Genomic DNA, 13193 nt, shown 5'->3' with positions numbered 1-13193 from the left:
CGTATTGAGTTGGGCATAGAAATGACAATGTTTTACCTAAAAATTGCGATGGCTTACCTAGACATTATTACGGTTTAGTAAAATTAGGTTGGAGTTGTTTACATACGTGACGGGCAAAACCGCTACCCGCTTCGCTATAGATGTTGAATGCTGCATCAACACCACTTTCCAATAGTGATTCCAATTGGTCTGGGTATTCGGCGATGGCTGCGATTTGTCCTTTAAAATTACGGTGTTGTAACTGCGATAGTGCGATTTGGTTACCCTGATGATGCGGCATAGCAAGCAGTACGAGTTTTACATTACCAGTGTCTAGAATACGCTCCCAAAAATCAGGGTCGGTTGCATCACCAGCAATAACATTGCGCCCTTGTGAGCGGTGATCATGAGCAACCTCTTCTCGGACTTCTATGCCTAAACTTATTTTGCCATAACGAGAGCGCAACTCATCATATGCACCGGTACCGATGCGGCCCATCCCTAATATGAGTACCTGGGCATGGCCTGGATTAATTAATTGATCTTTGGTGTTGAGTTTTTCAGCGGCATGTTCTTTGAGCCATTGCCGTGAATGTTGATAGAGTTCATGGCCTTTACGGCTTATTGGGGCTGCGATTACAAATGAAATGGATACCGCAATGGCCAGTGCGACCAATATGTCACCCGACATCCATCCCATTTTGAAAGCAAGCCCCCCCACAATCAGTCCGAATTCACTGAAATTGAATAAAGACAAGGTGGCTAACAATGAGGTTCTCACTCGGAATTTAAAGCGGTTGAGTACCCAAAAATAGAGGATACCTTTGATGGGAAGCAGCAGTAAGAGCAACAATGCGAGCGCAAACCCAGTCATTGTGGGCTGTTCTGATAGTCCAATGTTGAGGAAAAAGCAGACGAGAAACAGCTCTTTTAGATTAAAGAGTGATTTTGACAACTCAGATGCTTTGCGATGGCCTGCTAGCAGCATGCCTAAAATCAGAGCACCAAGATCGGGTTTCATCCCAACCAATTCAAATGATCCTGCTCCGACCACTAAGGCAAAAAATATACCAAACAGAACAAGCATTTCACCGTGACCAACCCAGTCGAGCAGTTTGTAAAATAGTGGTCGCATAAAGGGTAGGATCAATAAAGTGGCAGCGTACCAATGAGGAAGTTTTCCTGTCGAGACGGTTAAAAATATGACAGCAAAGATATCTTGCATCACAAGAATACCGATGGCGATAGTGGCGTATGTCGCGTTCATTTCTCCTTTCTCTTGCAGTGATTTCACCGCAAAAACAGTACTGGAGAATGACAAAGCAAAACCAAGCAGAACTAATTGTTCAATTGACATCGAGGCCAGAGAGCTAACCCCTAAATATTTGAATATCAATAAAGCAATGCTGAAAATCCCTGTCGAAAGGAGGTTATGAACCGTGGCACCAGCCCAAATCTCTCTCGCAAGTAAGGTTTTAATCTCTAGCTTAAGTCCAATTGTGAACAGCAATAAGGTAACCCCTAGATCGGCTAGGGTCAGAATGGTATCGCTGCTGTGGTAGCCAGCGGCATTCAGGCCAAACCCAGCAACTAAAAAGCCAACCAACGGAGGTAAATTGCATTTCAAGGCAATAAACCCTGCGAAAAAAGCCGTTGAAATTAGGATAAGTTCCATAAATTCCTTTAGTAATGCTTTGGTTTAAAAATAATGTTTTGGTTATAAAAAAGGCTGTGTCATGACGACACAGCCTTTTATTATAATTCAATCGGTTGCTTAATCGCCAAGTAATTTTTGAAGTAAAACACCATTTAACATTGCCCGTTTAATCATAGCAAATGCACCTATGGTTGGTTGTTTATCAATCTGCGACGCAACTATGGGTAAATTGGTGTGGAAAGTTTTGAGTGATTGATTCTCTACATTTCGTTGAATCGCGGGGAATACGATCTCTTGAGCGGCTGTAATTTGACCTGCAATTACCACTTTTTGTGGGTTGAACAAGTTGATGGTCATCGCAATGGCTTTACCGAGTTGATTACCCACTCGAATTAAGCTCTGTTTTGCTAGCTCATCACCGAGATTGGCGTGCTCACATACATCATTGATGGTAATGCTCTCTATATTCGCTAGGCTAGATTCATAGCCCTGAGCAATCAGTTTTTTAACACGAGATATAATAGCCGGGTTTGCGGCTACCGTTTCTAAACAGCCGAAATTTCCGCATTGACACTGTTCGCCGAGTGGGTCGATTTGGATATGACCAATTTCACCCACGTTACGGTTATAGCCTAGGAATACTTGACCATTGACGATAATGCCAGCCCCAGTTCCTCGGTGAACGCTGACTAGGATAGAGTCTTGACAGTCTTTGCTGGCACCAAAATAATGTTCGGCAAGCGCCATACCGCGCACGTCGTTGCCAACAAAACATTCAACATGAAAATTATCACGAATGATGTCACCTAAAGCGAGTGCATCAATAGCAATGTTGGGCATGTATTCTACGACACCCGTTTCTGGGTTGACTAAGCCGGGTAGGGCAATACCAATGGCAATGAACTGTTCGATTCGCTCTTGCTGTTGTTTGATAAAGGTATTGAGGTGGAAAAGGAGCCCCTCAATTAATTGTGTTTGGTGAGAATAGTGAAACTCGTGATAGTCCGACGCGAGTTCTTTGCCCCCTAAATTATACAGGCTGAGCTGAATGTAATCTCGGCCTAAACGTACGGCGACAGAGTGAAAAGGGGCGACTTCGGTTGTTAAGGAGATGGCTCTACGTCCGCCAGTAGAGGCTTGTTGTGCGACCTCTTTAATGAGGCCGCGTTCTAGAAGTTGGCGGGTTATTTTTGTAACACTTGCTGGAGCAAGTTGGCTCACATCGGCAACTTGAATACGAGATATCGGACCTTGTAGGTCGATCAATCGGTACACTGCTGCGCTGTTGAGTTGTTTGACTAAATCTACGTTACCTATTTGTCCGCCATTCATTATCAATTGTGCTCGTATTGTCCGTTAACAACCGTCGCCTGAACATTGAAGTCTCTATCAAATGCAGTGAGGTTCGCCACCATGCCTTTTTTAACTCGGCCTAGTTTGTGATCCACACCAATTGCTTTTGCCGGATACAGAGTTGCCATCCGCAGAGCTTCGTCCAATGCGATACCAACGTGCTCAACAGTGTTTTGCACTGCCTCAATCATAGTGAGTGCTGAGCCGCCCAGTGTGCCGTTTTCATCAACACACTTACCATCACGGTAATATACTTTCTTACCGACAAAAATAAAGTAATCCATGTTAGCGCCTGCAGGAGCTGTGGCATCGGTCACTAATACAAGCTTTTCGCCTTTGATTTTGTGAGCAATTCTGATGTTAGCATAATCAACATGAAAGCCATCAGCAATAATGCCAGCATAAACTTCTGGGGTGTCATAAATTGCACCAACGACACCGGGTTCACGTCCAACCATCGGCGTCATGGCATTAAATAAGTGTGTGGCAAAGGTGATGCCTGATTCAAAGCTTTTACGTGCTTCAGTATAAGTTGCGTTAGTGTGACCAATCGATACCACAATGCCAGCTTTCACCAAACGTTCAATGTGTTCTGGATTGTTGTGCTCTGGCGCCAATGTCACTTTAGCAATCACATCGCTATTTTCACACATAGTGGTGATCATGTTGTCATCTGAAGGGCGGATGAAATCCACACTGTGAATGCCCTTTTTCATCACATTAAGATATGGCCCTTCAAGGTGTAAACCCAGTGATTGGTTTTTATATTGAGAGTGATATTCACGTGCGGCAGAAATCGCTTTGTACATGTCTTCGTCTGAAGAGGTGATTAACGTTGGCAAAAAGCTTGTGCATCCTGATTTTAGGTTAGCTTTATGCATAATCTGCATCGTAGTCGCGGTTACTTCATCATTCAGCATCACACCGCCACAACCATTCAATTGCAGGTCGATAAAGCCTGGGCTTAGGTTTGCACCATTTAAATCTTGTGTCGCTATATCTTGTGGTAAATCCGCAATAGGACAGACCGCTTCAATCAACTCGTTGTTGATAATCACAGCATGGTCAACTAGCACATCACTGCCAGTGTAGATTTTACAGTTAGTTAGTGCGTACATAATCATCAAATCCTTATCTATCAATATTTTATAAATTTGGCGAGGCGACGAAATGAAAGGTGGAATGTGCCAGTACGGTGCTTTCTTTTCTTACTTCAATTAGGTCGCGAATTATCTTGCTAGCAAACAGCCAATGCTGGATGACATTAAAATTAAGTGCTCGTTTTGACTGGGTTATTTGATGGTTATAGTTTGCATTTTGTACGAAAAAAGCCAGTCGGGGTTGTTTAGCTTACATGCTATTCGACGATGAAACAGGCAAATATTATCGCCTAATTTCCATTTTTTTTAATTGTAAAATAAGTTTTATGATCTCGCTAGCAAAAACCTTGGTATTTGGCAGATTGTGGTGATTATGATCACAAATGATAAGGTTTTAATTTGCGGAGCAAAATTAATATCATAAACTGAGTTTGACTAAATTGAGCGACTAAAATAAGTGGCTCAACCAAATACAAAAAATCCTAAATCCTATAGGGGGAACTTAAGGTGAATATTCTTGGATACTTTCAAAAAGTAGGCAAGGCGTTGATGGTACCAGTTGCCACATTGCCAGCTGCCGCGATACTAATGGGTATTGGTTATTGGATCGACCCAAATGGGTGGGGTTCAAACAGTGCCTTGGCTGCATTCCTGATTAAAGCAGGTGCTGCAATCATTGATAACATGTCTGTACTGTTTGCTGTTGGTGTGGCTTACGGTATGTCTAAAGATAAAGACGGTGCTGCTGCATTGTCGGGTTTTGTTGGTTTCTTAGTCGTGACGACTTTACTTTCTCCAGGAGCCGTTGCACAGATCCAAGGTATTGATCCAAGCGCAGTTCCTGCTGCTTTTGGTAAAATCAACAACCAGTTTGTTGGTATTTTAGTAGGTATTGTTTCTGCTGAAATCTACAATCGCTTCTCTACTGTAGAACTGCATAAAGCATTAGCCTTCTTCTCTGGCAAACGCCTAGTACCTATTTTGACGTCGTTTGCTGGTATTTTTATCGCCTTCGTTCTGATGTATGTATGGCCGCATGTTTATGGTGGTCTAGTATCGTTTGGTGAATCGATTCAAGGTCTAGGTTCTGCGGGTGCAGGTATCTATGCGTTCTTTAACCGCTTGCTAATCCCTGTTGGTCTTCATCACGCACTGAACTCAGTATTCTGGTTTGACGTTGCGGGTATTAACGACATTCCTAACTTCTTAGGTGGTGCAAAATCTATCGCTGAGGGTACTGGTATCCCAGGTGTAACGGGTATGTACCAAGCAGGCTTCTTCCCTATTATGATGTTCGGTCTACCTGGTGCGGCATTGGCTATTTACCACACATCTACAGCGAAGAATAAAGAGAAAGTTGCTTCTATTATGATTGCAGCTGGTTTTGCTTCATTCTTTACCGGTGTAACTGAACCTCTAGAATTCTCGTTCATGTTCCTTGCTCCTGCACTATATGTACTGCATGCAGCATTGACGGGGCTATCAGTATTCATTGCTGCTTCAATGCAGTGGATTGCGGGTTTCGGTTTCTCTGCAGGCCTTGTGGATATGGTATTGTCATCACGTAACCCACTGGCGGTTAATTGGTACATGCTAATAGTTCAAGGTATTGTGTTCTTTGCTCTCTACTATGTGATTTTCCGTACCGTTATTTTGAAATTTGGCCTTAAAACACCAGGTCGCGAAGATGACGACAGCGATAGCAAAGTATCAGGCGCGAAAGAGTCTTCTGAGCTCGCTAAACAATACCTTAAAGCTCTAGGCGGTCACAGCAACCTATCTAACATCGATGCTTGTATCACTCGCTTACGTTTATCTGTCAATGACATGAGTATTATCGACGAGAAAACATTAAAAGCATTGGGTGCCATGGGTGTGGTGAAACTGGGTACTAATAACCTACAAGTTATCTTAGGCCCTCTTGCTGAAATCGTTGCTGGTGAGATGAAGTCTATCAATGCAAACGAAGATCTTTCTAGCGTGAAACTTCCTTAGTCTTAATCGCAACGGATGATTAGGTTATTTTAAAGCCTCTGCTTCATGCAGAGGTTTTTCTTATTCATCAAATGAGCGCTATTCAAATTTAAGGCTGCCCACAAAGGTAGCTTTTGCCTATTTCTTACGCCCTTTGCCTGAAATTTTGCTTAGCCTAGCCAGACAAAAGGCAATGTCTTGAAATAATCGCAGGAAATGCCCACTTTTTATTGTGCAAGAGCGGATAATTGTGGATCATTAGCGACAAACTTTCTGTTTCTGCAAGCATTACTGCTCTTACATACAGAAAAATCTTCTGACGATACTAAATAATTTTGAGGTGCTATAGATGAGTGAAGCTGAGGCTCGTCCATCGAATTTTATTCGCCAAATCATTGATAAAGATTTAGCGGATGGCAAACACACAAGTGTGCATACTCGTTTTCCGCCCGAGCCAAATGGTTACCTGCACATCGGTCATGCTAAATCTATCTGCTTAAACTTTGGTATTGCTCAGGACTATCAGGGACAGTGTAATTTACGTTTTGACGATACAAACCCTGAAAAAGAAGATATGGAGTACGTTGAGTCAATCAAAGCCGACGTGAAATGGCTCGGCTTCCAATGGTCTGGTGATGTTTGTTATTCGTCAGATTATTTTGACAAACTATACCAATACGCGGTTGAGTTGATCCAAAAAGGTCTGGCTTATGTTGAAGAGCTCAGTCCAGAAGAGATCCGTGAATATCGAGGTACATTGACCCAAGCAGGTAAGCCAAGTCCGTACCGCGATCGCAGCATTGAAGAAAACCTAGCCCTATTTGAGAAAATGCGCGCTGGTGGTTTCGAAGAAGGCAAAGCGTGCCTACGTGCCAAGATTGACATGGCATCATCCTTTATGGTGATGCGCGATCCTGTGCTTTACCGTGTTCGTTTCGCAGAGCATCACCAAACGGGTAACAAATGGTGCATTTATCCAATGTACGATTTTACCCACTGTATCTCGGATGCCTTGGAAGGGATCACGCACTCAATTTGTACCCTAGAGTTTCAAGATAACCGCCGTCTGTACGATTGGGTGTTGGAAAATATCACGATTGATTGTCGACCACATCAGTATGAGTTTAGCCGTTTAAACCTTGAATACACGGTAATGTCTAAGCGTAAACTAAACCAGCTGGTTACGGAAAAATTAGTGGATGGTTGGGATGACCCACGTATGCCGACGATTTCAGGTTTACGCCGCCGTGGATTCACACCAGCATCGATTCGTGAGTTTTGCAAACGCATAGGTGTGACAAAACAGGAAAATATGATCGAATTCAGTTCGTTAGAGTCTTGTATCCGTGAAGACTTAAACGAACATGCGCCTCGCGCCATGGCGGTTCTTGACCCTGTAAAAGTGGTGATAGAAAACTTTGAGGCGGGTAAAGTCGAGACGTTAACGCTGGCAAATCATCCAAACAAGCCTGAAATGGGCGAACGTGAAGTTCCATTTACTCGCGAATTGTGGATTGAACGTGAAGATTTCCGTGAAGAAGGCAACAAGAAATACAAACGTTTAGTCTTAGGCAAAGAAGTTCGCTTACGCGGCGCTTACGTAATAAAAGCAGAGCGCATTGAAAAAGATGCACAAGGCAATATTACGACAATATTCTGCACTTACGATATGGATACTCTGGGTAAAAACCCGGCTGATGGACGCAAAGTGAAAGGTGTTATTCATTGGGTATCCGCCGATAAAGCCTTGCCAGCTGAAATTCGTTTGTATGATCGCCTATTTACCGTTCCCAACCCGGCGGCGGCTGACAACTTTGCCGAAACCATTAACCCAGATTCATTGGTTAAAATTAATGGTTTTGTTGAGCCTAGTTTGTTGTCGGCACACGCGGAGCAAGGTTATCAGTTTGAGCGCATGGGTTATTTCTGTGCTGACTCGAAAGATTCTAAACCAGAAGCGTTGGTTTTTAACCGCACAGTGGGTCTACGTGACACTTGGGCAAAAATAGACGCAGAGTAAGCTTAAGTACTATTTAAAAAGGTCAGCCAATGCTGGCCTTTCTTTTTATTATGGTACTGTTTTTGTCTGAGCAAGCTCACTTAGCGGGGAAAAATGTGTGAGATTCCTGCGATTATCGTAGTCGTGACACATTTTTTACCTTGCGTCCTATAGTTTTGCTAGCGTTATCCGATATATTAAACAGATCATCGTATTTATTTATTCCAAGCACATAGCTGAGCCTTATATGCGTCAAATTTTTCAGCGTCTACTGTTGCCGATAGCAATGGTTGCCGTGACTCAGACTTCTATCGTTAGTGCCGAGAGCATTCGCCTGGTTGGGCCGAATGGTGAGATCCAGTCTTCTCCTCAATTTTCAGAAAATCTCACTCAAACTCGTAATCTTCAGCAGGCTAATAGCCAACCATCGACGTTTTTTGGGCCAACCTTAGACAGCGACACTTTGTGGTCTATTGCCACTCGACTACGCCCATCGAATAACGTCACTGTACAACAAACCCTGCTGGCCATTTATCGGCTAAACCCTCAGGCGTTCGAAAATCAAAATATTCACAGTTTGATTCCGGGTAGCAACTTACGTGTTCCATCATTGGCACAGGTAAATAGTGCGCCCACACAAGAAGCGGTCAATATCATGGCCGCGCATCAAGCCAAATTGAATGCTAATACGGCGCAGCCAACAGCGCCTGTTACTGCTGCTTCTACAGCTTTGCCTGAAAAAACAATTGCCTCTATTGCCGCTCAACCAGTTGTTGAAAAGACGAAGAGTGAACCTGTGCTAAAAGATATTGGCACACAAGTTGCGAAATCTGATACTGAATTACTGGCGCTTGAAGAGAAAAATCATAAGTTACGCTTGATGCTGGCAGATGTTCAATCTGAAGTCGATGCACTCAAAGGAGAACTCGGTGACGAAAACCGCATTCGCTCTGAAGTTGAAAAGCTACTTGATGAAGAACGTCGAAAAGCACTAGAGGCGCAAAAGCTTGCACCAAGTGCACTTGATCAACTGCTTTCCAACTCTTGGTTGGTCGCCGCTCTCGCCCTTATTCCTGGTCTGTTAATTGGTTTACTGGTTGTGATGTTGCTTGGCCGCCGATCCAAGCCAACGGAGCAGCCTGTTGTCACTCAAGGTAATCAAGAGCCTATAACGCCAATGGCTGCTGGCAGCCTTGAAGATATTGACGATGATTTAATGCTGGATGATGACTTGTTTGGTGAGTCTGATGATAGTGAGAAGTTATTTGGTGACGACATCACACTGGATGATGAAATCGATGACAACGCTGAGCAAGAATCGGACATTTTTGCCGATTTAGACGATACAGATTTAGACTTCAACCTCGAAGGTGAAGATGGCGAAGACCCATTTGCGAGTATCGGCGATGATGGTGATCTTGCTGCGGATTTAGAAGATTTGACCGCTAGCAGTAACGGCATCAGTGTTGGTGCTGACGAAAAAGCTGTCGGTCTCGATGAGATGGCGCGAGCTTTAGACGAAGCGTTATTAGATGAAGATGACGGCGAAACAGAATTTGATTTATCCGATGATGATGATTCCATCTCTGAAGACGACATTGACGCGTTATTGGCTGGAGATGATAAAGCTGAAGATCTCGGAAGCGATACTTTAGATCAATCGCTACTTGACGATTTGTTTGCCGCCAATAGTGATGACGATCATCATGATAGTTTTGACTTTGATTCATTATTGGATGAGTCCGAAGATGATTTCAACTTGGATTCAGAAGAGCCTGAGCTAGCAAAAACCGGCGGTAACTTCGATTTAAAAGAAGCAGAGCTAGCGTCGGATAGTGAACTTGATGATCTATTCGCAACGATTGAAGCGCAATCTGACCTCACCTCAATAGAAACTGATTCCTCCACTGAAACAGCGCTGCTGGATGAATTATTAGAAGAGCAAGATGAAGACGTCCTAGCAATTGATAGTGACAGTGTCGAACTGCTCGATGAGCTACTCGGTGATGATGAAGAGAACGAGACAGACTTATCGGAAAGCACCGACTTACTTGAAGAACTTGTGCAGCCCGATAAAGACATCGCTTCGAGCGAAGAAGATATTGATGATGTTGACTTCACTGGTGATCAAACTCTGTATGAGTTATTGGGTGAAGAAACTACGGAATCCGACATTGAAACCGAGCTGGATGAGAATAGTACAGAGCTATTGGACGAACTATTTACTGACAATGGTTCTGAATCACTTGAGTTTGAAAAGGCAGACCAAGAGCAAGAAGGTGCTGAAGATAAGGATAGTCTCGCTGAAGAAGATGGTACGGCATTATTTGAAGAGTTGCTGGAAATCGAGCAGCATGCTCAGAATATCGAAGAGACCGAACAGAAAAATAGCGAGTTGTTGGATAATGAAAACGATAGCGTTGAAGATTCCGAGTTTAACAGCGACATCTTCATTGACGATCTGCTAAGTGCCGCTCCTGAAAAAGATCCTCTACTGGATGATGAACAGATGGGAGTGGTTGATGGCGACATCGATGAAGAATTTATCGACGACTCATTTGATTTTAACCCAGAAATTGAAGGGGCAAGTTATCCGGATCTGAAGCCGAATGAGGAGCAACCTCTAGGCAGCTCGACATCCCCGGAAAAAATAGAACCCGCACAGGTTAGCAAACCAGAAGTCAGCCCTAACGAATTTGGAGTTCCACAAGATGAAGACTGGGACATTGGTGAGCTAGAAGACGAAGAACCAAGCCAAGCTGATGTTGAGCCGCTTCAAACCAATTCAGCAGAATCATCGGCAAAGGACCATGTTGATGATCTCCACGATGACAAGTTAGTGGAGTTCGAAGAAGAAGATCTCCTTGCTTCCTTTAATGAGCCATCGCTAGAAGAACAGTCACAGAGCGAGCTTTCCGAAGTCCAACTGCCAGAGCCGTCAGAAGAAGACGCGCTGGCGGATGCGATAGCCGAGCCTCAAGAAGCGGCGTCAGAGCCTGTTGCTCAAGAAAGTGTTGAAGCGATTGACGAGCAAGCCTTACCTGAATTTAGTGAAGAAGATGCACTTGCTTCAATTAACGAGCCTCCTCTAGAAGAAGAAAAGGAAGACGAGAGCAACCTTACGGATCTTGAGCTGCCAGAGTACACAGAAGAAGACGCGCTGGCGGATGCGATAGCCGAGCCTCAAGAGGCGGCGTCAGAGCCTGTTGCTCAAGAAAGTTTTGAAGCGATTGACGAGCAAGCCTTGCCTGAATTCAGTGAAGAAGATGCACTTGCTTCAATTAACGAGCCTCCTCTAGAAGAAGAAAAGGAAGACGAGAGCGACCTTACGGATCTTGAGCTGCCAGAGTACACAGAAGAAGACGCGCTAGCGGATGCGATAGCTGAGCCTCAAGAAGCGGCGTCAGAGCCTGTTGCTCAAGAAAGTTTTGAAGCGATTGACGAGCAAGCCTTACCTGAATTTAGTGAAGAAGATGCACTTGCTTCAATCAACGAGCCTCCTCTAGAAGAAGAAAAGGAAGACGAGAGCGACCTTACGGATCTTGAGCTGCCAGAGTACACAGAAGAAGACGCGCTGGCGGATGCGATAGCTGAGCCTCAAGAGGCGGCGTCAGAGCCTGTTGCTCAAGAAAGTGTTGAAGCGATTGACGAGCAAGCCTTGCCTGAATTTAGTGAAGAAGATGCACTTGCTTCAATTAACGAGCCTCCTCTAGAAGAAGAAAAGGAAGACGAGAGCGACCTTACGGATCTTGAGCTTCCAGAGTACACAGAAGAAGACGCGCTGGCGGATGCGATAGCCGAGCCTCAAGAAGCGGCGTCAGAGCCTGTTGCTCAAGAAAGTTTTGAAGCGATTGACGAGCAAGCCTTGCCTGAATTTAGTGAAGAAGATGCACTTGCTTCAATCAACGAGCCTTCTCTAGAAGAAAAGGAAGACGAGAGCGACCTTACGGATCTTGAGCTGCCAGAGTATACAGAAGAAGACGCGCTGGCGGATGCGATAGCCGAGCCTCAAGAAGCGGCGTCAGAGCCTGTTGCTCAAGAAAGTTTTAAAGCGATTGACGAGCAAGCCTTACCTGAATTTAGTGAAGAAGATGCACTTGCTTCAATCAACGAGCCTCCTCTAGAAGAAGAAAAGGAAGACGAGAGCGACCTTACGGATCTTGAGCTGCCAGAATATACAGAAGAAGACGCGCTGGCGGATGCGATAGCTGAGCCTCAAGAGGCGGCGTCAGAGCCTGTTGCTCAAGAAAGTTTTGAAGCGATTGACGAGCAAGCCTTACCTGAATTTAGTGAAGAAGATGCACTTGCTTCAATTAACAAACCAGCACTAGAAACAGATCAACAGCCGCTTTTAGAAGATGATGACGCAGACCAATTGCAGAGTGTTTCAAAACAGGAGTTCGATGAGAAAGCCTTAAAAGATTGGCTAGATGAGGAAAGTGTATCTTCTGCGCCATTCTCTTTTGATCGACCATTAGATGCTCGTACCATTGATAGTGCTGGTATGAATATTGATGCAATGTTAGAGGTAGGCGGTGAAGATTGGAACGGTTTTAATTTAACGCCAGATCAACAAGCTTCCATCCCAGATGACGTGCCTGAAGAAGAGCTTGCCGTTTGGAACGATGAGATTCAAACCGACGAGCCTCAAATTCTTGATGAAAACTGGGGAATTCAAGATGAACTCGATGATTTTGAAGCCCAAAAGAGCCAGTACATGACCATTGATGAGCTAATGGCTCAAGTTGAGGGTGAAGAGGGGATCAGCCCTGAAGATGAAGAACTCAAGTTAGATGTTGGTTTAAGTGAATTTCCGGATGTGATTGGTGACATTGGTGATATCGATGTAGACAATAACTCTGAGGCGGCGGGTAAGCTTGACCTCGCCAAAATTTACATCGAGATGAACGATGATAAAGGGGCGATAAAACTGTTAGAGGAAGCGATTGTTGATGGTAGTGATGATATTCGACGAGAAGCGAAATCCTTGATTGACAGCATTAATCGCCGAGCTTAAAAACAAACGAGGCCGTGAATATACGGCCTCGTTGTTATTGAATAGCCTTTTCTGACTTGCAGATGACCTGAACTTCACATTGAAAGTTGTCGGGGGTAGATGGCTTGTCGATTA

6 protein-coding genes are annotated in these 13193 nt (G+C 44.3%); 3 read left to right on the top strand and 3 right to left on the bottom strand.

The window, feature by feature from the left end; genetic code table 11:
• Positions 1 to 67: 67 nt before the first annotated feature.
• The 3 genes from AACV12_RS08310 to nagA form a co-directional block, all read right to left on the bottom strand.
• Positions 68 to 1654, bottom strand: a complete 1587-nt coding sequence (locus AACV12_RS08310) for a cation:proton antiporter family protein (RefSeq protein WP_017045500.1) — start codon at positions 1652 to 1654, stop codon at positions 68 to 70.
• 99 nt (positions 1655 to 1753) lie between these two features.
• Entirely contained in the window at positions 1754 to 2968 is a 1215-nt protein-coding gene (gene nagC / locus AACV12_RS08305) for a DNA-binding transcriptional regulator NagC (RefSeq protein ID WP_026028126.1), read from the bottom strand.
• 2 nt (positions 2969 to 2970) lie between these two features.
• On the bottom strand, positions 2971 to 4107 hold the full coding sequence (nagA, locus tag AACV12_RS08300) for an N-acetylglucosamine-6-phosphate deacetylase (RefSeq protein WP_170900164.1): 1137 nt from the start codon (positions 4105 to 4107) through the stop codon (positions 2971 to 2973).
• A 489-nt stretch (positions 4108 to 4596) separates the two neighbouring features.
• Between nagA and nagE the strand changes: the two genes are divergently transcribed.
• The 3 genes from nagE (at position 4597) to AACV12_RS08285 (ending at position 13079) form a co-directional block, all read left to right on the top strand.
• Positions 4597 to 6084, top strand: coding sequence for an N-acetylglucosamine-specific PTS transporter subunit IIBC (gene nagE / locus AACV12_RS08295; protein ID WP_013857296.1), 1488 nt, complete (start codon positions 4597 to 4599; stop codon positions 6082 to 6084).
• 328 nt (positions 6085 to 6412) lie between these two features.
• On the top strand, positions 6413 to 8083 hold the full coding sequence (gene glnS / locus AACV12_RS08290) for a glutamine--tRNA ligase (RefSeq protein WP_170900163.1): 1671 nt from the start codon (positions 6413 to 6415) through the stop codon (positions 8081 to 8083).
• A 226-nt stretch (positions 8084 to 8309) separates the two neighbouring features.
• Complete coding sequence (locus AACV12_RS08285) at positions 8310 to 13079, top strand: FimV/HubP family polar landmark protein (RefSeq protein ID WP_170900162.1); 4770 nt, start codon at positions 8310 to 8312, stop codon at positions 13077 to 13079.
• Positions 13080 to 13193 lie beyond the last annotated feature (114 nt).

It is taken from the genome of Vibrio sp. 2-2(8) (assembly GCF_963888495.1).
Lineage (GTDB): Bacteria > Pseudomonadota > Gammaproteobacteria > Enterobacterales > Vibrionaceae > Vibrio > Vibrio anguillarum.
Note: the sequence above shows the minus strand (reverse complement) of the source record. Positions and strands in the feature narration are given on the sequence as shown.

What these genes read in the sequence shown, in the direction of transcription:
- nagC (WP_026028126.1), bottom strand. Translation starts at nt 2,968, where the DNA reads ATGAATGGCGGACAAATAGGTAACGTAGATTTAGTCAAACAACTCAAC.
- nagA (WP_170900164.1), bottom strand. Translation starts at nt 4,107, where the DNA reads ATGTACGCACTAACTAACTGTAAAATCTACACTGGCAGTGATGTGCTA.
- AACV12_RS08310 (WP_017045500.1), bottom strand. Translation starts at nt 1,654, where the DNA reads ATGGAACTTATCCTAATTTCAACGGCTTTTTTCGCAGGGTTTATTGCC.
- glnS (WP_170900163.1), top strand. Translation starts at nt 6,413, where the DNA reads ATGAGTGAAGCTGAGGCTCGTCCATCGAATTTTATTCGCCAAATCATT.
- AACV12_RS08285 (WP_170900162.1), top strand. Translation starts at nt 8,310, where the DNA reads ATGCGTCAAATTTTTCAGCGTCTACTGTTGCCGATAGCAATGGTTGCC.